The sequence below is a fragment of the Algoriphagus resistens genome (assembly GCF_001442615.1).
GTDB classification, from domain to species: Bacteria; Bacteroidota; Bacteroidia; order Cytophagales; family Cyclobacteriaceae; genus Algoriphagus; species Algoriphagus resistens.
Genome location: NZ_LMXN01000004.1, coordinates 372,008 through 393,519, shown reverse-complemented (window position 1 = coordinate 393,519; position 21,512 = coordinate 372,008). Strand labels below are relative to the sequence as shown.

The 21,512-nt window shown below is 41.8% G+C and carries 21 protein-coding genes; 14 read left to right on the top strand and 7 right to left on the bottom strand.

Going from position 1 to position 21,512, the window contains the following annotated elements; genetic code table 11:
• On the bottom strand, positions 1–417 hold the full coding sequence (locus AS141_RS10180) for an acyl-CoA thioesterase (protein ID WP_057937534.1): 417 nt from the start codon (positions 415–417) through the stop codon (positions 1–3).
• Between the two features lie 2 nt (positions 418–419).
• Positions 420–1,463 carry an endolytic transglycosylase MltG gene (mltG, locus tag AS141_RS10175; protein ID WP_057937533.1) on the bottom strand — a complete coding sequence of 348 codons (1,044 nt, stop codon included), beginning with the start codon at positions 1,461–1,463 and terminating at the stop codon, positions 420–422.
• Between the two features lie 86 nt (positions 1,464–1,549).
• Between mltG and AS141_RS26425 the strand changes: the two genes are divergently transcribed.
• The 5 genes from AS141_RS26425 to AS141_RS10150 all read left to right on the top strand — a co-directional run bounded on the left by AS141_RS26425 (position 1,550) and on the right by AS141_RS10150 (position 6,819).
• Positions 1,550–1,984, top strand: coding sequence for a (deoxy)nucleoside triphosphate pyrophosphohydrolase (locus tag AS141_RS26425; protein ID WP_057937532.1), 435 nt, complete (start codon positions 1,550–1,552; stop codon positions 1,982–1,984).
• Positions 1,985–1,987: 3 nt separating this feature from the next.
• Positions 1,988–2,617 carry an L-threonylcarbamoyladenylate synthase gene (locus tag AS141_RS26420; RefSeq protein WP_057937531.1) on the top strand — a complete coding sequence of 210 codons (630 nt, stop codon included), beginning with the start codon at positions 1,988–1,990 and terminating at the stop codon, positions 2,615–2,617.
• Position 2,618: 1 nt separating this feature from the next.
• Positions 2,619–3,245, top strand: coding sequence for a WbqC family protein (locus AS141_RS10160; protein ID WP_057937530.1), 627 nt, complete (start codon positions 2,619–2,621; stop codon positions 3,243–3,245).
• A gap of 81 nt (positions 3,246–3,326) precedes the next feature.
• Positions 3,327–5,855 (top strand): ATP-dependent Clp protease ATP-binding subunit, encoded by a 2,529-nt coding sequence (locus AS141_RS10155; protein WP_057937529.1) that lies wholly within the window; start codon positions 3,327–3,329, stop codon positions 5,853–5,855.
• A 364-nt stretch (positions 5,856–6,219) separates the two neighbouring features.
• Entirely contained in the window at positions 6,220–6,819 is a 600-nt protein-coding gene (locus AS141_RS10150; protein WP_157243427.1) for a hypothetical protein, read from the top strand.
• Positions 6,820–6,929: 110 nt separating this feature from the next.
• On the opposite strand, the gene AS141_RS10145 is transcribed toward AS141_RS10150, so the two are convergent.
• The 4 genes from AS141_RS10145 to AS141_RS10130 all read right to left on the bottom strand — a co-directional run bounded on the left by AS141_RS10145 (position 6,930) and on the right by AS141_RS10130 (position 10,214).
• Entirely contained in the window at positions 6,930–7,430 is a 501-nt protein-coding gene (locus tag AS141_RS10145) for a hypothetical protein (RefSeq protein WP_057937527.1), read from the bottom strand.
• Positions 7,431–7,520: 90 nt separating this feature from the next.
• On the bottom strand, positions 7,521–8,183 hold the full coding sequence (locus AS141_RS10140) for a YiiX/YebB-like N1pC/P60 family cysteine hydrolase (RefSeq protein ID WP_057937526.1): 663 nt from the start codon (positions 8,181–8,183) through the stop codon (positions 7,521–7,523).
• A gap of 5 nt (positions 8,184–8,188) precedes the next feature.
• On the bottom strand, positions 8,189–8,476 hold the full coding sequence (locus AS141_RS10135; protein WP_057937525.1) for a hypothetical protein: 288 nt from the start codon (positions 8,474–8,476) through the stop codon (positions 8,189–8,191).
• Positions 8,477–8,549: 73 nt separating this feature from the next.
• The gene (locus tag AS141_RS10130) at positions 8,550–10,214 is read right to left on the bottom strand and encodes a helix-hairpin-helix domain-containing protein (protein WP_082632256.1); all 1,665 of its coding nucleotides are present in this window, start codon (positions 10,212–10,214) and stop codon (positions 8,550–8,552) included.
• 275 nt (positions 10,215–10,489) lie between these two features.
• Here AS141_RS10130 and AS141_RS10125 point away from each other — a divergent pair, with 275 nt between their 5' ends.
• The 8 genes from AS141_RS10125 (at position 10,490) to AS141_RS10090 (ending at position 18,795) form a co-directional block, all read left to right on the top strand.
• Positions 10,490–10,888, top strand: coding sequence for an EVE domain-containing protein (locus AS141_RS10125; protein ID WP_057937524.1), 399 nt, complete (start codon positions 10,490–10,492; stop codon positions 10,886–10,888).
• Entirely contained in the window at positions 10,885–12,507 is a 1,623-nt protein-coding gene (locus AS141_RS10120; protein WP_057937523.1) for a hypothetical protein, read from the top strand. The genes AS141_RS10125 and AS141_RS10120 overlap by 4 nt, the downstream gene beginning before the upstream one ends.
• A gap of 34 nt (positions 12,508–12,541) precedes the next feature.
• Positions 12,542–13,090 carry a bifunctional pyr operon transcriptional regulator/uracil phosphoribosyltransferase PyrR gene (gene pyrR / locus AS141_RS10115; protein WP_057937522.1) on the top strand — a complete coding sequence of 183 codons (549 nt, stop codon included), beginning with the start codon at positions 12,542–12,544 and terminating at the stop codon, positions 13,088–13,090.
• 2 nt (positions 13,091–13,092) lie between these two features.
• On the top strand, positions 13,093–14,019 hold the full coding sequence (locus AS141_RS10110; RefSeq protein WP_057937521.1) for an aspartate carbamoyltransferase catalytic subunit: 927 nt from the start codon (positions 13,093–13,095) through the stop codon (positions 14,017–14,019).
• Between the two features lie 57 nt (positions 14,020–14,076).
• Entirely contained in the window at positions 14,077–14,793 is a 717-nt protein-coding gene (locus tag AS141_RS10105) for an ABC transporter ATP-binding protein (protein WP_057937520.1), read from the top strand.
• Positions 14,786–16,426: a putative ABC exporter domain-containing protein gene (locus AS141_RS10100; RefSeq protein ID WP_057937519.1), complete on the top strand. Its 1,641-nt coding sequence runs from the start codon at positions 14,786–14,788 to the stop codon at positions 16,424–16,426. Before AS141_RS10105 ends, AS141_RS10100 begins: the two co-directional genes overlap by 8 nt.
• Positions 16,427–16,764: 338 nt before the next feature.
• Positions 16,765–18,132 (top strand): pyridoxal-phosphate dependent enzyme, encoded by a 1,368-nt coding sequence (locus AS141_RS10095; RefSeq protein ID WP_057937518.1) that lies wholly within the window; start codon positions 16,765–16,767, stop codon positions 18,130–18,132.
• A gap of 9 nt (positions 18,133–18,141) precedes the next feature.
• Complete coding sequence (locus AS141_RS10090) at positions 18,142–18,795, top strand: hypothetical protein (RefSeq protein WP_057937517.1); 654 nt, start codon at positions 18,142–18,144, stop codon at positions 18,793–18,795.
• Here AS141_RS10090 and AS141_RS10085 read toward each other — a convergent pair.
• The gene (locus AS141_RS10085; protein ID WP_317043029.1) at positions 18,782–19,510 is read right to left on the bottom strand and encodes a lysophospholipid acyltransferase family protein; all 729 of its coding nucleotides are present in this window, start codon (positions 19,508–19,510) and stop codon (positions 18,782–18,784) included. The genes AS141_RS10090 and AS141_RS10085 overlap by 14 nt on opposite strands.
• Positions 19,511–20,046: 536 nt before the next feature.
• Here AS141_RS10085 and AS141_RS10075 point away from each other — a divergent pair.
• Positions 20,047–21,228 (top strand): 6-bladed beta-propeller, encoded by a 1,182-nt coding sequence (locus tag AS141_RS10075; RefSeq protein ID WP_057937515.1) that lies wholly within the window; start codon positions 20,047–20,049, stop codon positions 21,226–21,228.
• Positions 21,229–21,512: the final 284 nt, after the last annotated feature.

Sequence of the window (21,512 nt, the reverse complement as noted above, 5' to 3'; positions counted from 1 at the left end):
TTACCCTGCTTCTTGAAAATATCCTTTCAATAAAGCTAATAAATTCTGTGGAGGTCTGGTGGGACGATGACTGTCTTTTTTAAGGAATGTGAGAGATGTCCAGCCTTCAGTGATCAGATCCTTTTGCTCATTGAATACTTGATATTCAAACCTTATTCTCACCCCCGGTAAGGTAGGAATGGTGGTTTTGATTGTAAGCAATTCATCGTATTTACCAGGTTTTAGGTAGCGGAAATGGCTTTCCAGCACCGGCATCATTACTCCTTCCTCTTCCATTTCCCTGTATGAAAAACCTATGCTTCGCAGCGCTTCTACTCTTGCCACTTCAAAATACATGGCATAGTTGCCATAATAGACGTAACTCATCTGGTCCGTTTCTGCATAGCGAACTCTGATTTGGGTTTCGGCAGTGTACATTATTAATAGATCTTCGCGGCATTAAGCGCGGCCTGATACCGTCTGGCATTTGCATTGTGCTGAGCCAGAGTGGTGGCAAAAGTATGGTAACCGGAGAAATCTTCTTTGGCGCAGAAGTATAGATACCCGTGATTTTCGGCATCCAGCACGGCATCCAAGGAATTTATGTCCGGAAGGTTAATCGGGCCAGGAGGAAGTCCGGCATACATATAGGTATTATACGGACTGTCGGTTTCTTTATGGACATTCAACACTCTTTTCAGTTCAAAGTCTCCCAAAGCAAAAACCAAGGTTGGGTCAGCCTGAAGCGGTATGCCTGACCGTAGTCTGTTAAGATAAACGCCTGCGATTCTCGGCCGTTCGTCTGCTTTTTGGCTCTCAGCCTGCACGATACTTGCCAGAGTGCTCACTTCTTTTTGGGAAAGACTGAGTAAACTTGCCTTTTCCTTCCTGGCATCCGTCCAGAAGCTGTTATATTCCCTATACATTCTGTCAAAAAGTGCTTCGGCACTGGTGTTCCACCACAGTTCGTAGGTATTTGGGATGAACATGCTCATAATGGTCTCCTCATTAAAATCAAACTTGCGGATATAGACCGAGTCTTGTATTAGATTTAAAAATTGATCTTCGGAAATCTCCATATTTGCCGTGATTTTTTCGGCTAGATCTTCCTTTGTTCTTACATTATTGAATGTGACCCGGATCGGAGTTTGCTTGCCTGAGCGAAGTAATTTGACCAATTCGAGATTAGTCATTTTGGGGGTAATAGTGTAAAGTCCCGGTTTCACGCTTTCTTGATAGTCCAGGATTTTGGAAACGAAGCCAAAGCTTACCAAATCATTTACGACCTTATCATCATATAATCTATTGGCAACGGTCTTGTAGGCATCATTGCTACCAATTTTTAACATGTAATTTTGGTCGGACTCTATCAGCGTATTAGGGCTGAAAAAAACCTGGTAGAAATAGAAGCTCATGGATATAGTTATTACCGAGAAGGCAATGACCAGGACCAGATAGACGTTTTTTCTTTTATCACTTTGCATACTAATGGCAAAAATAGGGAAAAATCTAAGTAGGAGTTTGTGTCAGAGGCAAGGGAATTATACCTTTCTGCACAAAAAAGTTTTTCATGGAAGTAGTTTTAGTCACTTGCGCTGTAATATTTTCAGACAGCAAAGTCCTGTGTGCGCAGCGATCTGATACGATGCCACTGCCTGGGTTCTGGGAATTCCCCGGTGGGAAAGTTGAAAAAGGAGAAAGCCCTGAAGCCTGCCTTATTCGTGAACTCAGAGAGGAATTGGCAATTGACGTTGGCATAATTGGCCCGTTAAAACCCACTGAGCATTCCTATGCGGCAGGAAAAAAAATCCGGTTGCTGCCATTCGTCTGCAGTTGGGAAAGTGGCGATATCTCCTTACTCGAGCATCAAGCGGTAAAATGGCTGATAAAAGAAGAACTGAATTCGCTGGGATGGGCTGCTGCTGATTGGCCTATCGTAGTGGATCTAATCGAGAATTGGAACAATATTCAGAAAGAACTAGTTGATTATACCAGAGGAAATTAAGATATGGCTGCTGAATTGATTCGATTATATGAGGAAAATCCTGATCCTGCTAAGGTCAGACAAATCGCCGCAACGCTTCGTGATGGTGGCGTTGTGATTTATCCTACCGATACAGTATATGGCATGGGATGCGATATTATGAATTTGCGGGCAGTGGAGCGGATCTGTAAAATCAAAGGCATCAATCCTCGAAAACATAATTTTTCCATCATTTGCGCTGATTTGAGTAATATTTCCCAATTCACCAGAGTAATCACCAAGCCTGTCTTCAAGATGATGAAAAAAGGGCTGCCCGGACCGTTTACCTTTATTCTGGAAGCAAGTAACCAGGTGCCAAAGATTTTGCACAGTAACAAGAAAACACTTGGAATAAGAGTGCCTGATCATAATGTACCGCGTATGATAGTGGAAGAACTGGGACATCCTATACTCACTACCTCCATTAATGATGAAGACGAAGTGATAGAATATAGCACTGACCCGGAATTGATTTTCGAAAAATACCAACACCTTGTCGATATTGTGATCGATGGAGGGTATGGGCAAAATATTGCATCCACTGTGCTGGATTGTACCGGTGATGAAGTGGAAGTGGTCAGGGAAGGCTTGGGAAAACTGGAAGATTTGGAATAAAATGACAAAGAGCATTGCAGTGGATCTGCATTATTTTCCCAATCTTGAATTTTTTGCCGCTATTGCAGAAGCAGAGGAACTGGTCTTTTTTCCTGACGCAATTTACAAAAGGCAGTCCTTCTTCAATCGCACCCAAATTCGTTTAGCCAATAAAGTGGGGACACTAAGCGTGCCTATTCAGGGTAGGAGGCCAAGAGTTTCGCAGAAAGAAATTAAGATCGATAATTCCCAAAACTGGTTAGCCGTCCATCAGCGGGGAATTCAGAGCGCCTATGGCAAAGCCCCTTTTTATGAATATTATTTTCCTTATTTTGAAAAGGTTTTCCGGCAGAGCCACGATAATTTGTGGGAGCTGAACTGGGAAATGCTGACAATCTGTCTCAAGCTTCTCGGGATGCCTGTCAAAATGCGGGCATATGATAAAAGCCAGGATCAGACTTGGGAACAGGACATAAGGGAGCAACTGATGCCCTCAGTGCCTTTTTCGGAGCGGAATTACTATTCTCCGGCTCTTTATTTTCAACTTTTTGGCTTAGACTTTGATCCTAATCTCAGCATTCTGGATTTGTTGTTTTGCGAGGGACCTGCTTCTAAAGGCATAGTCTTAAAGTCTGTAAAAAAACATTGAACAATCTGTAAAAGGATTGTGTTTTTGAAACAAATTCGGTAACATACGTACAGGATTATTAAACAATCAGATAGGAATTAAATGGAAGCAAAATTTTCGAACAGAGTCAAAGAGGTGATCTCTCTTAGCCGCGAAGAAGCTCTTCGCCTGGGACATGATTACATTGGCACAGAGCACCTCTTGCTGGGGATGATTCGTGAAGGAGAAGGTGTTGCTGTTTCCATTCTTAAGAAATTGGGAGTGCCAATGGACGAATTGCGTAATGCGATCGAACGCGCTGTAAAAGGCACCGCAAATCACAACGTAAAGAATATGGCCAATATCCCTCTGACCAGACAGTCAGAGAAGGTGTTGAAAATCACATATCTGGAGGCAAAAATCTTCAAAAGTCAACTGATCGGTACGGAGCACCTGCTTCTTTCCATCTTGAGGGATGAGGACAATATTGCTACCCAGATACTTAACAAATTTGAAATCAACTACGATTCGGTTAAGGAAATGCTGGAAATGTCCTCAGACAGTACACCTCGCTCGAAAGCGGAGGCTGAAGATGGAGATGATGACGGATCTAAGCTTTTTGGATCTTCAAGTAGTGGATCGGGTGCTTCTAAGCCCGGAGCAGAGAAGTCCAGAACTCCGGTATTGGATAATTTCGGAAGGGACCTGACCAAAATGGCCGAGGATGATAAGCTTGATCCTATCATTGGCCGTGAGAAGGAAATCGAACGTGTAGCCCAGATTCTTTCCAGAAGAAAGAAAAACAACCCTATTTTGATCGGTGAGCCGGGAGTAGGTAAGACAGCTATTGCGGAAGGCCTGGCACTTCGGATTATCCAGAAGAAAGTGTCCCGTGTGCTGTTCAATAAGCGTGTGGTGACATTGGATCTGGCTTCTTTAGTGGCCGGCACGAAATATAGAGGTCAGTTTGAAGAGCGGATGAAAGCCGTGATGAACGAGTTGGAGAAATCTCCGAATGTGATCCTTTTCATCGATGAGCTGCATACAATAGTAGGGGCAGGTGGAGCATCAGGGTCCTTGGATGCGTCCAATATGTTTAAACCGGCTTTGGCACGTGGAGAAATCCAATGTATAGGGGCTACTACCCTGGATGAATACCGTCAGTATATTGAGAAGGATGGTGCTTTGGCACGTAGATTCCAGATGGTAATGGTAGATGCTACTACCCCGGAAGAAACCGTACAGATTCTGAATAATATTAAGGATAAATACGAGGATCACCATAATGTCAACTATACCGATGAGGCTATAGTTGCCTGTGTGAAACTTTCCGACAGATACATTTCCGATAGGTTCCTTCCGGACAAAGCCATAGATATCCTGGATGAGGCAGGTGCAAGAGTCCATATCAACAATATTCATGTTCCGGAAGAAATTCTGAAACTTGAAGCAGAGGTAGAGGACATCAAGACGGAAAAAAACCGGGTGGTGAAATCCCAGAAATATGAAGAAGCTGCCCAGCTTAGAGACAAGGAGAAAAAACTTCTTGAGCAACTGGAAACAGCCAAAAATAAGTGGGAAGAGGAAAGTAAATCCAAGAGATATACCGTAGATGAGGACCATGTAGCTGAGGTAATCGCCATGATGACCGGAGTGCCTGCAAAGAGAATAGCGCAGAACGAAGGCGTGAAATTGCTGGGAATGAATACTGAGCTTTCGGGTAAAGTAATCGGCCAGGATGAGGCGATTAAGAAATTGACCAAGGCAATTCAGAGAACGAGAGTTGGGCTGAAAGATCCGAAAAAGCCGATTGGCTCCTTTATTTTCTTAGGTCCTACAGGTGTGGGAAAGACAGAATTGGCCAAGATGCTTGCTACTTATCTTTTTGACAAAGATGATTCTCTGATCAGAATTGATATGTCTGAGTACATGGAGAAATTCTCTGTATCAAGATTGGTAGGAGCGCCTCCGGGCTATGTAGGTTATGAAGAAGGTGGACAGTTGACCGAGAAGGTCAGAAGAAAGCCTTACTCCGTAGTCTTACTGGATGAGATTGAAAAAGCACACCCGGATGTATTCAATATTCTCCTTCAGGTGTTGGATGACGGTGTCTTGACGGACGGTTTGGGAAGGAAAGTTGATTTCAGAAACACGATCATCATCATGACTTCGAACATTGGGGTTCGTGATCTGAAGGATTTCGGCGCGGGTATTGGTTTTGCCAGTCAGGCCAAATCAGATAACATGGATGAAGTGATGAAATCAACGATTCAGTCTGCCTTGAAAAAGGCTTTCAGTCCTGAATTCCTGAATAGGTTGGATGATGTAGTTGTCTTCAATTCACTTACCAGGGAACACATCTTCAAAATTATCGATATCAGCTTGGGCAAGTTGTTTGCAAGAATAACTGATCTGGGATACAAAATTGAACTGACCGAAAAGGCGAAGGAGTTCTTGGCAGAAAAAGGGTATGATCAGCAATATGGTGCAAGACCGCTAAATAGAGCTATCCAAAAGTATCTCGAAGATGCAATTGCAGAGGAAATCCTGAAAGGGGATCTGTCTGAAGGTGATGTAATCACAGCTGATTATCTCGGCGAGGGTACAGAATTGACCATAGCTGTGAAAAAGAAAGAAAAAGCTGAAGAGTAAAAAGTTAGCTGATATGTTTGAAAGCCCTGGACGATGAATCCGGGGCTTTTTTTTATGACAGTTTTAAAAACCATGGCAGGCACAGCGGTTTTGCCGTAGACTACAGTTGCCCTGTTGGATAAACTATTGCATACTATGCTGCCTTTCCAGAGGGTAAAATAGATTTTAATTTTTTAGTAGAATTAAGAATCACTCTTATTTTTGTGAGAATCTAAGCTTTTAATTTCTAAACCAGAAGAAGCTTGGCTGTATTATTTAATTATTCGAGATATAACTATTGAGAAAAAAACAGAATTGATTTTGCGGTTTTCAGCCGGAATGTAACATTCTTAATCCAGCTGTTAATTCGGACAAAATCGTAGTAATGTACTGTCAAAAAATCATACCTACTTATTTCTCCATGTCCAAAACTCTGTTTTTCTGCCTCCTGTTTGCTTTGTGTGCCCATCATCCATTGATTGCTCAAGAATCAACCGCAACTCCCCAAGATTCCAATGCTTACCTTAGAACATTCATCGGCCTTGGTGGCGGATTACCTTACGGCGGATTTGGGATGAAGCTTACCCAGCAGCTTACCCAAGGATTGGATGTATTCGGGGGAGTAGGGTATAATTTGGTAGGAGTGGGGTATAATGTGGGGCTGCAAATTAATATACCCAGCGAGCGTAGAGCACAATTTTTTCTTAACGGGATGTACGGCTACAATGCAGTGATTAAAATAAAAAACTTGGAATCATCGGAAAAATCCTATTATGGTCCAAGTTTTGGCGCTGGCCTTAAACTTAAATCAAGAAAATTCAATGGGTCATATTGGGATTTTGCACTATTGGTACCTGCGCGCAATAAAGAGTTTAAGGAAGATCAGGATTTTTATGCGAAAAGCCCACGAGTAGAAAACTTTATAAAAGCCTTTCCTGTCTTATTTTCAGTAGGATACAACTTTCAGATTTCAGCTGACAAATAATGACCTCCTAGCCAGTCTCTGTCACGGGAATAAAAATCCGTACTGGTATAAGATGAATCCCTGAAAACACAGGTTGTTATGGTCTGTGTTTTCAGGGATTGCTCTTTTTTCTATTTTTGAGGTTGATTGCGGGAAAAGAATAGCCGGGTAATGAAAATCCCCTGACCATCGTCTACTCCGGCATTGCTTTCTACACCTGAGGTGACATAAGTAAGGCTCCAGCCTTCGCTGATCATACTGTTGATCTTTGATGCTATCATGGCATCATTGGACGCAATGTTTTGAAAATTAATTCCGGTTGCGGAAAAGAAATTCAGCAGCTTTGTCTCCTCCAGCTCGTCGATTTTGATGTCTTTCCGGTTGATTTCTTTTTGGTCGCTTTTGGTGCCGTCTGTTCTCTCAGTCGCGAAAGCGGAGGCATCAACATGGGTTTGGGAGTCAATGATCCGTGATCTGCCAATTCCCATAGGCACGATGGATTCTACCACAGTGACAATTTTAAATTCCTGTTGGGAAGCCGGGGATGTTTCCTGCGCTCTCACTTGGGATGTAGTAGACAGTCCTACCAGGGACAAACCTACAAGAAAGATAAATAGTGCTTTTTTGTGCATGATTTATTGGTGGGTTAAATGTATTAATGACATTACTGATGAATGTAAATGGCAGAGCCAACTGAGCTTTTTGAATAAGGTGACAGACAATTACTGCTGAAAATCATAAATCATTTCTATAGCGGGGTCCAGGGACATCCCACCCGGATTCAACCCGGGCTTACCTTCAGGGATTTCCATTCCCAGTTTATCAAAATATACTTCCCAAACCGAAAAGAACTTCTTTGAATCCGGATCTTTGAATGTCATTGGCTGGATTTCGAATACAGGCTGCCCATGGTTTGCCTTTTGGAGTGATAGATGGATAAGTTCTGAACAATAATAAGAATCATTCAATAAATCAAACCCTGAATCATAGGGTCGGCCAAGTAGCTTTTTTGCTTGCAGTAGTGCGGGTGACAGCAGATGCCGGAACTCAGGTTTCAGTCTGCCTACCATAACTTTTGGCTTTTGGCTGCTATCTACGTGACGGTTGAGAAAACTATCGATAGGGGTCTTTGATACACCCTTGGAGATTGCTTCCAATACGTACCATTTGTTATTTTCCTGCATCAAAAATCCATTATGGGAAAAATCTCTCCCATCATACCCTGAAGTCACTGCACGGATCGCATCACAGAAATCACCACAATCTCCATCCTGAAAGAGAATGTCCCCTTCCTGCCAAACAAAGTCAGCCTGAGGCTGACAGGCTACCTGAAAAATCAGGAAATAAGCCAAAAATGCTACCAATCGGATCGGGCTCGTGCTCATAAGGACTAGATTGAAAGGATAAAAAACAACAACCCTACACCAAGGATCAAAATCATCTTTTTAGCCTTTTCCTTTATCTCGGGAGTTAGTTTTCGTTTGCGTATCACCAATACTGCCAAGCTCAAACCGACTAATTGCAATGCCAGTCCTACACCGTTCAACGGTCCCATTGGAGCATCGAGTACCTGAAAATAACTATTCAAAAGAGCAAGAATGCATAGGACAATGCCTGTGATCCCAAACAAAAAGGAACGCTGAAGTAAAGTTGTTTCAGAATGGTCAGTCCATTTCATTTTTTCAGATTTAAGAATTAACGCGCAAGTTACAAGACTTCTCCCTTATTGCCTGTTTTGGTTACGCAACCACCTATTGATTTATTTTTAGCTTCTCTAGTCTGGCATCGAAGTAGCTGCCTATTTCATCGGCTGTCATCGCATTCAGCGTCATTTCTTTAGTTAATCCGCCTTTCCTGCCCACAAGCACTCCGTATTTCATGTCGGCATAGCCGTCCATTTCGTGTGCATCGGGGTTGATGGAAAGCATCACCCCCTGGTCCATTGCGTAGTGGACCCATCTCCAATCCAGGTCCAGTCTCCATGGATTTGCATTGATTTCTATTACCACATTATTGGCCGCGCAGGCATCAATGACGGCTTTATGGTCAATAGGGTATCCTTGACGGCGTAGAAGAAGCCTGCCTGTTGGATGTCCCAAAATAGTGGTATAAGGATTCTCAATAGCAGTGATCAGCCTGCTTGTGGCACGATTGATATCCATATTCAGGATGGAGTGTACAGAGGCGACGATAAAATCGAAGCTTGCCAGCACCTCATCCTCATAATCCAGTTTTCCATCGGAAAGTATGTCACTTTCTATCCCTTTAAAAATTCGAAATGGGGCCATTTCTCTATTCAACTCATCGATTTCCTGATGTTGCTTTAGGATTTTTTCCACTTCCAGCCCCCCTGCATAAAAAGCCGTTTTGCTGTGGTCGGAAATTCCCAGATACTCATAGCCCAGTTCTTTGCAATATTCGGCCATTTGTCTCAGGCTATGCTTGCCATCGCTGTAAGTAGAGTGATTGTGAAGAATCCCCTTAAGGTCTTTGTCAGTTAACAATTCAGGGATTTTGTTCTCTAAGGCAAGTGCTACTTCTCCAAAACCCTCCCGCATTTCAGTAGGGATGTATTGGAGCTTATTAATGCTGAAAAACTCATCTTCGCTTGAATAATCCCTTTTTTGAAGCCTTAGGGCTATGCTTTCTTGATCATTTACCAGGGATTCCAAGTGAAGAGGAGCCGCTATAAGAGAAAGCTTTTTCCAGAGGAAATCTTCCTTTGAGCAAAAGTGGATAGTTACCCGTAAGTCAATTTCCTTCAGTTTTCCCCGGAATGTTCTTGGCCCGGATTCGGGTAAATTCCACTCAATGGATTCCATTGATTTAATTTTGGATTTTACAGAAGCCAGTTCAGCTGATGCGATTAGAAATTCTGCTTCTGTGATGATTTCCATCTGCCGTGCAAAATCCCCTACAATTGCCAGAGCGGCTTCCGGGGCAAAAACCTTAAAAGTTTCCTCTAGCTGCCCGATCATTTCTGCTATGTCAGCATAGAGCCATTTGCCAGAATTGGAAGCTTTAAATTCAAGGTTCTGGATGATTGTATTCTGGGTTTTATCTCCAAAACCTTTGATTTTGGCAACTTTTCCGGATTGACAGGCTTCCATCAATTCATGGGAGGAGGTGATGCCTAATTCCTCCCAGAGTACTTTTACTTTCTTTGGCCCTAGGCCTTTGATCTGAAGCACTTCCAGGATCCCCTCTGGAGTTTTGTTTATCAGCTCTTCGAGCAGGGGGAATGTATCTGTTGTTTTTAGCTGTTGGATCGCCTCTATCATGCTTTTTCCCACACCTTGAAGTTTGGCAAGTGCAGCTTCATTTAGCTCCATGATGTCCTGGTCTCCACGCTCCAAAGAAATCAGCGCACTTTGGTAGCTGCGGATTTTGAAAGGATTTTCATCATGAAGTTCCATCAGTTGAATGCTGAGCTTTATTTTTTTCAGAAGTGTCTTGTGATCCAAAATTTCCGGGGTTACGTGAATGTATTTAGCCAAATGTCTTGAAATAAAGTTTCAATTTAAGGGGCTATGGCTTAACTTAAAACTGAAAATTGATTTTCCGTGGTCTTCTCTGCCCAGCGCATTTGGAATGGAGCAGTATTTATTCTCATTTCCAATGCTATTGAATTGGGAAGAATGTATTTATCTTATGTGAATCAATAGCTTTTTATCTTTTAACCAAGAAAAGTATGAACTACTGGATAGTCAAATCTGAGCCGGAATCGTATTCCTGGAATGATTTTGTCGCAAAGAAAGAAGAGATATGGGATGGAGTGAGAAATTATCAGGCAAGGAATTTTCTTCGGGAAATGCAGCTGGGTGATTTGGTGTTTTTTTATCATAGCGGCAAAGAAAAGGCAATCGTAGGCATAGCTGAAGTGAGCCAGGAGCAATTTCCAGACCCTACCGATGAAGCCTGGACATCGGTAAAATTGAAAGTGAAAAGGCCTTTGAAAAAAAGTATTCCCTTGTCGGCAATCAAAGCCGAGGATAGCTTGTCCGGTTTACCTATGCTGAAGCAATCCAGATTATCAGTGCTGCCTGTCGGGAAAGAGGAATTTGATGTACTTCTTAAAATGAGTTCATGAAAAAATCCATTTTGCTCTTTTTTCTGGTTATCCTCGCCCAGCAGGGATTTGCTCAGCTTCGGTTTATTGAGCGGTATGAAATTGTTTCTGATATGGATGATCCTTTGTTTGAGATGATTGATTCAGAGTCAGGATTGGTTTCCTTTCGGACTCTACCGGAAAAAGGGCTGAATCTGAAGAGGAATTTTCAGTATTTTATCTCCGACTCTTCCCTGAATACAGCAGATGGACTGATCGAGTTTCCTGTGAAGGAAGGCTACGATATGTTGGGGTATGATACAGATAAGAATCAGCTATTTATACTTTTTACAAAAGGATATGTTACGAACTCGGACAAGTACGTCCTTCAGGTAGATTTGAAGACAAAAAAAGGGTTAGAAGCCACCGTTGATAATGTATTGAACATGGAATTGATGGAGTTTTTAGTTCAGGATCAAAAAGCAATTTTCATGGGGACTTCGGACAGTAGACCCGTAATACAGATTCATGATTTGCTGACTAAAAGTGTCCATACACTGCAGGGGATTTATGGAAATAACACCCAAATTCTTCAAATCCGAAAAACACCTGAAACCCGGTCGCTGGAAGTAGTTTTGAGCAAGAAGAGACCTTCCAGAAACAGGGACATATTCATCAACACCTATGATATGGAGGGCAATGTCATCCAAGAGGTCAAGGTAGACCGGTTTGCCGATCGGGATCAGGAGATTATGGATGGGATCTTAATTTCTACAGGTAATTACCAAGAAACAATGATAGGCGCTTACGGGCTGGAGAGAAGAAATTCCTACCAAGGCATGTACATTATGGATATCAATGAGTTTGGAGAATTTGACTTCAAACTTTACACGCTTGAAGATTTTCCTAATTTCTACAACTACCTTGACGAAAAAGCAAAAGCCAAAAGAGATAATGATGTTAAAAAAGAGCTAGACAAGGAAAAGATTCCAACAATAAGTAGCATCTATGCAATCCGCAGCATATACCAGTCCCCTACAGCATATTACGTTTACTTTGATCAGTATACCGTAAGCAATAATAGGTCGGGTTATCAAAATGGGATATATTCCCCTATGGGAGGTTACCGCTATGACCGATGGAGCCGAATGGGGATGAATCCCATCAACGATCCGTACTTGACTAACCGTTTCCCAATGTCCGGTAATTATCAGACAGTTCCCGAGTATCGGTATGTCTCAGCTCATTTTGCTAAAATAGCAAAGGAAGGGCAAGTGTTTTGGGACAATTCAAGTTCCTATAATGAAATGGTAACTACCTATCCCGAAGCTTTTGGTGAAGTGGCAGTGGTGGGAGAGGACTTGTACCACATGTTTGTAGAGGACGAAACTATCAAATTGAGTTTTTTCAGAAACGGGGAAAAGATTTTCGAAAACCTTGAATTCGAACTGGGATTGGTGAATGAAAAGGAACGGATACAGGATACAAATCTGGAAAGCCTGCGATTGATCCATTGGTACGACCGGTATTATTTACTTTCGGGCACACAGCGGATTCGATACTTGAACGAGAATGGTTCGGACCAGGTCAGAGAAGTCTACTTTCTTACCAAAATAGTGGTGGACGGGGATTTGTATCGGCCGGAAGAACTCCCAGACTAGATTTTATTTTTATATTTACCCGCAAATCTACCCCATGCAAAAAAGGCTAGTCTTAGACGAAGGACAGATTGAGATCATACTCAGACGATTCTGTCATCAACTGATCGAAAATCACGACGATTTTGACAATACCGTTCTTCTGGGTTTGCAACCTAGAGGGCCGATTTTATTGGATAAGCTCGTTAAGCTTTTGGAAGAAATTTCTGGAGTGAAAGTTCTTTCAGGATATCTGGATGCTACATTTCACAGAGATGATTTTCGCAGGAGAGATTTCCCTCTCAAAGCAAATGAAACCAAAATCAGCTTTCTGGTGGAAGGCAAAAAGGTAATCTTGGTTGATGATGTCCTGTACAAAGGCAGATCTGTGCGTGCTGCAATGGATGCCATGATTGCTTTTGGCAGACCGCAGAAAGTGGAGCTCATGGTGCTTGTAGATCGCAAACTCACCCGGGATTATCCCATCATGCCTGATTACTATGGCGTTCGCGTACATACGCTTGAAAGTCAGTATGTGCTGGTGGAATGGGCCGAAAAAGGGAATGAAAAAGACGCAATTTGGATCACAGAGAAAGTTAACCCTTAACCATGTCGCAACTCAGTACAAAACACTTACTTGGAATCAAAAACCTCACAGAGGATGATCTCCAGCTTATTCTTGACACAGCGGCAAATTTCAAAGAAGTGATCAATCGCCCGATCAAAAAAGTACCTTCTCTGCGGGATATCACGATAGCCAATGTTTTTTTCGAAAATTCCACCCGTACCAGGCTTTCGTTTGAGCTGGCTGAAAAAAGACTTTCTGCCGATGTAGTGAATTTTTCCTCTTCAAATAGTTCTGTAAAGAAAGGGGAGACACTGGTAGATACAGTGAATAACATTCTTTCCATGAAAGTGGATATGGTGGTCATGAGACATTCGAGTCCGGGAGCTCCGCATTTCCTTTCCCGGAATGTAAAAGCGAACATCGTCAATGCGGGAGATGGGACACATGAACATCCGACCCAGGCTTTGCTCGATTCATTTTCTATCAAGGAAAAGCTTGGAGATGTGGCAGGGAAAAAAATCGCCATCATTGGGGACATTCTGCATTCGCGGGTAGCGCTTTCCAATATTTTTTGTCTTCAGAAACTGGGGGCCGAAGTCATGGTCTGCGGTCCATCTACCTTATTACCGAAGCATATTGCCAGTCTTGGCGTGAAAGTAGAGCTGGATGTGAAAAAAGCACTACAATGGTGCGATGTGGCAAACGTCCTTCGAATTCAACTCGAAAGACAGCAGATCAAGTATTTTCCGAGTTTGCGCGAATATTCCCTTTATTACGGAATCAATAAGAAACTATTGAGTCAGCTGGATAAGGAAATCGTTATCATGCATCCGGGACCGATCAATCGGGGAGTGGAATTGAGTTCGGATGTAGCGGATTCCGAGCATTCGATTATCCTGGAGCAAGTGCAAAACGGAGTGGCTGTAAGAATGGCTGTACTCTATTTGCTGGCCGGAACAAAAGGGTGAAAAAGGATTTGGATTTGAAATCCGGGCCAGCTTACAATATAACCTCAAATCACTTTTATGCTAAGTGTAATCAATCTTGTAAAGACGTATGGCAAGCAGAATGCTGTCAATGATATTTCATTTGAGCTTCAGGGAGGTGAGGTAGTAGGGCTTCTAGGGCCTAATGGGGCGGGGAAAAGTACGACGATGAAGTGTATTGTGGGACTTCTCCGCAAAACCTCGGGAGAGATTACCTTGGGGGGATACGATCATTTGAGCGTAGATGCAAAACGGCTTTTTAGCTACATTCCGGAAACACCTTATGTCTATGACTTACTTACAGTATACGAACACATGCAGTTCGTCGCGCAGGCGTATGGTGTGAAAGACTGGAAAGGGCAGGCAGATGAGTATTTGGAACTGTTTGAGTTGGCAGACAAAAGAGATAAACTGGGCCGGGATCTTTCTAAAGGCATGCGCCAAAAGGTGTCAATTTGCTGTGCTTTGCTACCAGATCCCCAGGTTTTGTTTTTTGATGAGCCGATGATAGGGCTGGATCCAAAGGCAATCAAAAACACCAAAAAGATTTTTAAAGAACTGAAAGAGGCAGGAAAGACCATTCTAGTCAGTACACACCTAATTGACAGCGTAGAGTCTATTGCAGATAGGGTGATGATTCTGAAGAATGGTAACATTGTGGGAAATGACACGATTTCCAACCTTAAGCAGCAATTTGTGCAGGAAGAAGGAACTTCACTCGAAGATCTGTTTTTAGAAATGACCAAAGATGAATGAAATCCGGCTGCTTTTCAGGAAGGATATTCTTATCCTGATCAACAATCTCAAGCTCATACTCAGAAATCCCCTTCGACTTTTGCCATACGCAGGGATTTTGGCCTACATAGTATTTATGTATTATCTCCGTCTTGTAAATAGAGATGAGGATAACTCTGCCCAAGAAATGCCGGAACTGGATATGAACGGCATTCCGGAAGTGAATTTTGCGATGCAGAACATTGTTGGCGGTGTGACAATCCTGGCCTTGGTTTTTCTCATTTACCAACTGTATAGCGCTACTAAAAACAATGTCAGCTTTTTTAAGATGGCAGATGTCAATTTACTTTTTACCGCACCGGTCAAGCCTGAAAATATCCTGATTTACTATATGGGAAGGTCCATATTGCCTTCCTTGGGAGGAGCTATTATCTTTGTGGCTTATGCATCAAGCCAGGCATACGAAACCTTCGATTTGACCTTTGCGAATTTTGTCTTTCTGATCTTTGCTGTAGCCTTATTTTTTTTCATTCTTTCTCCTATAAAATTTCTGGTTTACACCCTGAATACCAAGTACGATGTGATGGAGTACATCCGGACAGGGGTGATTGTGTTGGCAGTTTTGCTCACCGGAATGATCGTTATACCGGGGTTGATGGCTGAGAAATTCTGGCAGGGTATGTTTGCATGGATTAGCTCACCATGGTTTGATTTTTTCCCTTTAGTGGGATGGAGCCGAGGGATAGGGAGCTATCTCTTCCATGAAAACATGGTTATATCGATTGCCTTTATAGTTCTTTACGGAATTGCCTTTTTCGTTATTCTTAAGCTGGTAATAAACTTTGCCGGATATTATTACGAGGATGTGCTGGAGGCGACTAAGTCCAACGAGGAAAAGCTGGAGAAAGTAAAAGGCAAAAAACAGGTAGGCGAGAGTTCATACAGCCTAAACACCAAAAAGAAATTGGCTCTTCCCGATTTTGGCACCGGAGCAAAGGCTTTTTACTGGAGGAATTATGTCCATAGCTCCAGGCAGGATTTCCATCCACTGTTTGGATTGTATTCCCTGATCATGGTGGCTATAGGAATTGTGCTGGCGGTACTTTCTCTGTTCGAGTGGTTTTCGCATTATTTCTTGTATGGATACCTCCTGATGATGCTGTTTATATATTTCTTTGCTGGAATAGGAAGAGCGAATGTAGGTGACCTGAAGAAGCCTTTTTTTATTCTGGTTCCCGCGACTTGGGGGGCTAAGTTCTGGAATATGATCAAGCTCGATATTTTGCAGATTTCTCTGTTTTGCATGGCTTTGATTATCCCCTCGGTATTGATTGCAGGATTGAACTGGTACATCATTCCTCTTTTTTTATTTGCTACTATAGAAATGTACCTAATCGGTTTTGGGATCAATATTATCCCTCAGATTTCTTTGGATGAAGGCTGGGACAGGAAACTGATCAAACCATTTATGATTGGAGGAACCATATTGTTCGGTTTTGTACCTGCTTTTGCATTTAGTGTTATAGCCATTATAGTTTCAAAGCAATTTGTCTGGGCGCTGTTTGGAGGCACTTTCGGAATGCTTTTTGTCGCAGCTATTTTGATGCACGTGACGCTGGATATATTGAAGCGATTGGAATTCAAAGAGATGTAGAAAAAGTCACGGTTGACAGTATTCAGTCGCAGTGTATAGGGTTAGGCCACGTTATTCTGCTTCTTCAGAAGCTGGATGCAATTTGAATTTGTGCCACGCTCGCTCGCCAAGGAAGTCCACCTAATTTAATAGATCAGAGCAAAGCCTCTGTGAGTCTCACTTTTGGAAACATGGGTCCAAGTCTATACAGGCACTCACTACCACAGCAACAAGACGTAGTTTATAGTATTCAGTCACATCAGTGGCCGTGATAGGCCGAATTTTATTCTGTTTTAACTTTCTCTCAGTCGCTTCGCCAAGAAAATTCCTGTAATTTTGACTACCAAATCTTACCGACTATGATCTATAACTCAATAATCGACACCATCGGGAATACTCCGATGATCCGTCTGAATAAGCTTGCCAAGCACATTAAAGGAGAGGTCTTGGTGAAAGTAGAGTACTTCAATCCAGGGAATTCCATGAAGGATCGTATGGCGATCAAAATGGTCGAGGATGCCGAAAAAGCAGGTTTGCTGAAGCCAGGGGGAACAATCATCGAAGGTACAAGCGGGAATACAGGAATGGGGCTTGCACTGGCGGCAGTTGCCAAAGGCTACAAGTGTATTTTTACTATGGCGGACAAGCAGTCAAAAGAGAAAATCGACATCCTCAAGGCTGTAGGGGCAGAAGTGATTGTTTGTCCTACAAATGTTTCTCCGGATGATCCACGTTCCTATTATTCCATAGCAAGGAAATTGAATCAGGATATTCCTAATTCTTTTTACCCAAATCAATACGATAATCTATCGAATACAGCTGCACATTATGAGACTACAGGACCTGAGATCTGGAATGATACAGATGGCAAGGTCACACACTATGCAGCTGGAGTAGGAACTGGCGGATCGATGTGTGGAGCTGCCCAATACCTCAAAGAGCAAAACCCCGATATAATAACGGTAGGGATTGATACCTATGGTTCCGTATTCAAAAAATATAAAGAGACAGGCATTTTTGATGAGAAGGAAGTCTATCCCTACCTGACAGAAGGGATCGGAGAGGATATTCTCCCAAAGAATGTAAATTTCGATGTGATCGATCATTTCGTTAAAGTGACGGACAAGGATTCTGCTGTGATGACCCGGAGGCTGGCCAGAGAAGAAGGTCTATTTGTAGGATGGTCTTGCGGATCGGCAGTGCATGGAGCATTGGAATGGGCAAGAGAAAATCTGAAAGAAGGGGACCAGATGGTGATAATTCTTCCGGATCACGGAACCCGGTACTTAGGCAAAGTCTATAACGACGAGTGGATGAGAAACCACGGCTTCCTGGAAGATAAGATCTTCTCGACAGCCAGGGACATCATAGCGCAGCGGAATGGGGCTTATACGTTGGTTTCCTCTCTGAAAACCGATTCTGTGCGTGATGCCATCGGGTTGATGAACAAGACCAGTGTATCTCAGATCCCCGTGATGGAGAATGGGGAAGTCGTAGGCAGCCTGACCGATAATAAGCTGCTGGCCAGAATCATCGATAACCCTGCATTGAAAGATGCTTCAGTAGCCGACGTGATGGAGGATTCCATGCATTTTGTAGCGCTGGACAGCACCTTAGATGTGCTATCATCTATGGTAGAAAAAGAAAAAGCGGTACTTGTCCGCGATGCGCAAAATCAGATTCACATCATTACCAAGCACGATATCTTGGAAGCTTTCACGAAGTAGATTAACTAAATGGATCAAGGTAAAATTCAACGGATCATTGATTCGGGAGTAGATTTTAGTATTGAAGAAATAGTAGGTAAAGCCTGGGAAATGTTTAAATCCCGGGCTTTTTACCATATTGGGTTTATGATTTTGGTAGTGGCAGTCCAGGCGATATTTACGCTTTATCTCGCAGACTTCACTTTTCTATATTCCATTTTTTTGGCACCACCGCTTGTCTGTGGGTTTTACCTGGTGGCTAACCGCCAGAGTCAAAGAGAATACGTAGATTTCCAGAATTACTTCGATGGATTCAAGTACTGGTGGAATCTAATAACTACTAATCTGATTAGTAGTATTGCGATAGTACTCGGTATTATTTGTTTTGTGGTACCAGGGATTTATTTGCTAGTTGGCTATATGTTTAGCCTCTTGTTTGTGATATTCGGAGGCTTTGATTTCTGGACATCCATGGAACTCAGTCGCAAATTGATCCATACAAACTGGTTGAAGTTTTTCCTATTCGTACTGGCATTGATTGCCCTGAACATCTTTGGCTTTCTGTGTTTGTTAGTAGGGTTATTTATTACTATTCCAATGACATATTTAGCTGTATACATCCTTTTCGAAGAACTGACTATAGATGCAGTGGATGAGTCCAAGGATACGTTTATTCATACGTAAGAAGCATTGCTTCTAACCTGCGTCGGCATTTGTCTGCAAGTTCACTTATTGCAGTGTCAGATGGTGAAGGTGGATAAATGGGCTTGGAATAGTAGATTTTGATCTTCCCGGGACTGATCAAGAGCGATCCTTTTTTCATGATTTTATTCGCTCCTATCACAGCTATTGGCAGGATAGGAATGCCCGTGTCTATAGCAAGTCGAAATGCTCCTGTTTTGAATGGTAACAGAGGAGCATCGCTGTCATTTCGGGTTCCTTCTGGAGCCACCACGGCCGAGATTCCCTGATTAAGGAAAGTTACCAACAGATCTATGCTTTTCCTTCGTGATTCGGCATCTGTTCTATCGACCCAGATGGCTACTTTCCCTACTACCCATCCAAAGAAGGGGATTTGGGATAATTCTTTCTTTCCCAACGCTCTTACCTGCTGAGGAATAGCAAGCGGGATTATCGCTGCATCTAAAAAAGAACGATGGTTAAAAATATAAATGTATGGCTGTCTGCGGTCAATAATTTCCCGGCCATGGAACTCATAGCGGATTCCTGAGCCGAAAGACCAGATTCTGGCCCAAATCCGAATAAATAAAAATGATAGGTTACCTCCTGCTGGATTGATACTCACTGGGATTACGATAAAAAGCCCTAGCATCAGAAGCAGTGCGAAGAAAAGGAAAATGGAGTAAATAGTAAATATTGTCTGGAGGATTTTTATCATTCAGAGGAAATGGTAATTTTGGGTATAAATTTAATCTTCACTCTTTGCTTGCAGGAGCCTCCGAGCGTTCGGGGGCTCTGTTTTGTTATTGGTAAGGAGTTTTATTTTTTCTCAAAAAACAAGAAATCTACTTGGCGAAATGGTGGTATGCCCAAAATAGTCAAACTATTTCTCTTTTTTAATTGGATTTTTCCTCTCTCTTTGTATTTTAGTTTAAACTAAAATAAACTGTATTATGAAAACAAAAATGAAATAATTGGTACTAGCTTAGTTTTGGTTATCGGGGTTTCTTTTTTAATAGACAAGCCTATTGTGAATGTTCAATCCTGTGAAGCCCCTTTTAAAGAACATTTTAAGTCTGTTGGCCAGACAAAAAGCTGTGGTTCATATTTTACCTTTTGCCAAACTTGTGAATATGCTAGAGATCAAGCGTCTTTGTTCCTCAGTGGGAGAAGAAGGATGTGCGTTAAATTTTAAAATTATCCAATGGAATCCGGCTAAATCAACTTAGATAGATCCCGTTTATTGATTTAACTATGAAATATATTAAAACTATACTTTTCAATTTTGCTGTTGTAACTCTTTTTATGTGTGTTTCATGTTCCAACGAGAAAAAAATGACCAAAAGCAATTTTTTGACTATTGATACTAATGAAAGTATTGACCTTAAACTATCGGAACTTTTTGATACACTTTTAATTGTACCGTTAGAGGCTACGGAAAAATCGTTCATCGGACGTATTTCAAAAGTAATCACTACAAATCAGTATATTTTCGTGCTTGATAATTCCATTGCGGAGTCCTTATTCATCTTTGATTATGATGGACGGATTATAAATTCGTTTCAAGGTACTGGAAGTGGACCTGGGGAGTATATTCGTGTTTCAAACTTTTTTCTTTCACATGATGAGAAATCTGTTTTTATTAAGGATCATTCCTTAGGAAAAATTTTGGAACTTGATTTAAATGGAGGAGTCATAAGAGATCTTTCTTTCTCGGAAGGGATAGGTTATTATGATTTATACCCATTTAAAGGTGGATTCTATGCAGTTCTACCTGCTGATAATAATATAGGGGTTAAGATTGATATCTTAGATGCCGATTTGAAATCTACAGGCGTAACGGTTCCAATTAAAGAAAGTGATATTAAAATTGAAGCTGAATATAAAGATCAATATTTTTACAGGGGATCCAATGGAGAAGTTCTCTTTAAGAGATGGGTTGATAACACGATGAGCTATATCAATGAAAATGATTCGAGCACTTATGTGGAATTTTCCTTTGATAAAAATGAATTTAATACGCTCGATATACCTTGGAATAATGGGTCCGAAGTTATTCATCATGACAATGTAATTAATGAAATATGGTTCAATAATTTTTACGCATTTTCTGATCAAATAATAGACATAGAGGATTATACACTATTTAATGTATGGCATGGGAAAAGTTGGAAGATATTAGCAATGAATAAATTGACTTCAGAGGCTAGGTTTATAGATAAGTTGGAAAATGACATGGATGGGTTAATCGCAAATATTCCTGGGATTTTTCCTGCTAACGCCAATGCAAATCAAATGGTCCTTGATATGGCACCAGACGATTTATTTTCTTTAAATGCAGTTTTGGAAAACCCTACAAAATATTCTGATAGGATCAGGGAGGTGGAAAAGCAAATTGTTGAAAACCCAGTTTTGTTTATATATAGAAATAACTAATTGGATACCTGATCCTTAGCCAGCAGTATTTGTTGTAAGACTCGTGGGTTTCCATGACTTATTTGGTTATTTCTCTGGAAAAACAGCAAGCCTAAACAATGGATTCGGTTAATTATGCGCACAGAACGGATGCTGGTACCGAATAGGAACACTTTTACAGAAGCAGTCCAAATCAGGATTGTTTAACGAAGTAAATATTGCGTAGAGAACTTTCATCGTTCGTAGGAATTGGTAATTTTGGGTATAAATTTAATCTTCACTCTTTGCTTGCAGGAGCCTCCGAG

Excerpts from the sequence above, each read along its gene's own strand:
- AS141_RS10180 (WP_057937534.1), bottom strand. The coding sequence starts at position 417 with ATGTACACTGCCGAAACCCAAATCAGAGTTCGCTATGCAGAAACGGAC.
- mltG (WP_057937533.1), bottom strand. The coding sequence starts at position 1,463 with ATGCAAAGTGATAAAAGAAAAAACGTCTATCTGGTCCTGGTCATTGCC.
- AS141_RS26425 (WP_057937532.1), top strand. The coding sequence starts at position 1,550 with ATGGAAGTAGTTTTAGTCACTTGCGCTGTAATATTTTCAGACAGCAAA.
- AS141_RS26420 (WP_057937531.1), top strand. The coding sequence starts at position 1,988 with ATGGCTGCTGAATTGATTCGATTATATGAGGAAAATCCTGATCCTGCT.
- AS141_RS10160 (WP_057937530.1), top strand. The coding sequence starts at position 2,619 with ATGACAAAGAGCATTGCAGTGGATCTGCATTATTTTCCCAATCTTGAA.
- AS141_RS10155 (WP_057937529.1), top strand. The coding sequence starts at position 3,327 with ATGGAAGCAAAATTTTCGAACAGAGTCAAAGAGGTGATCTCTCTTAGC.
- AS141_RS10150 (WP_157243427.1), top strand. The coding sequence starts at position 6,220 with ATGTACTGTCAAAAAATCATACCTACTTATTTCTCCATGTCCAAAACT.
- AS141_RS10145 (WP_057937527.1), bottom strand. The coding sequence starts at position 7,430 with ATGCACAAAAAAGCACTATTTATCTTTCTTGTAGGTTTGTCCCTGGTA.
- AS141_RS10140 (WP_057937526.1), bottom strand. The coding sequence starts at position 8,183 with ATGAGCACGAGCCCGATCCGATTGGTAGCATTTTTGGCTTATTTCCTG.
- AS141_RS10135 (WP_057937525.1), bottom strand. The coding sequence starts at position 8,476 with ATGAAATGGACTGACCATTCTGAAACAACTTTACTTCAGCGTTCCTTT.
- AS141_RS10130 (WP_082632256.1), bottom strand. The coding sequence starts at position 10,214 with ATGGAACTTCATGATGAAAATCCTTTCAAAATCCGCAGCTACCAAAGT.
- AS141_RS10125 (WP_057937524.1), top strand. The coding sequence starts at position 10,490 with ATGAACTACTGGATAGTCAAATCTGAGCCGGAATCGTATTCCTGGAAT.
- AS141_RS10120 (WP_057937523.1), top strand. The coding sequence starts at position 10,885 with ATGAAAAAATCCATTTTGCTCTTTTTTCTGGTTATCCTCGCCCAGCAG.
- pyrR (WP_057937522.1), top strand. The coding sequence starts at position 12,542 with ATGCAAAAAAGGCTAGTCTTAGACGAAGGACAGATTGAGATCATACTC.
- AS141_RS10110 (WP_057937521.1), top strand. The coding sequence starts at position 13,093 with ATGTCGCAACTCAGTACAAAACACTTACTTGGAATCAAAAACCTCACA.
- AS141_RS10105 (WP_057937520.1), top strand. The coding sequence starts at position 14,077 with ATGCTAAGTGTAATCAATCTTGTAAAGACGTATGGCAAGCAGAATGCT.
- AS141_RS10100 (WP_057937519.1), top strand. The coding sequence starts at position 14,786 with ATGAATGAAATCCGGCTGCTTTTCAGGAAGGATATTCTTATCCTGATC.
- AS141_RS10095 (WP_057937518.1), top strand. The coding sequence starts at position 16,765 with ATGATCTATAACTCAATAATCGACACCATCGGGAATACTCCGATGATC.
- AS141_RS10090 (WP_057937517.1), top strand. The coding sequence starts at position 18,142 with ATGGATCAAGGTAAAATTCAACGGATCATTGATTCGGGAGTAGATTTT.
- AS141_RS10085 (WP_317043029.1), bottom strand. The coding sequence starts at position 19,510 with ATGATAAAAATCCTCCAGACAATATTTACTATTTACTCCATTTTCCTT.
- AS141_RS10075 (WP_057937515.1), top strand. The coding sequence starts at position 20,047 with ATGAAATATATTAAAACTATACTTTTCAATTTTGCTGTTGTAACTCTT.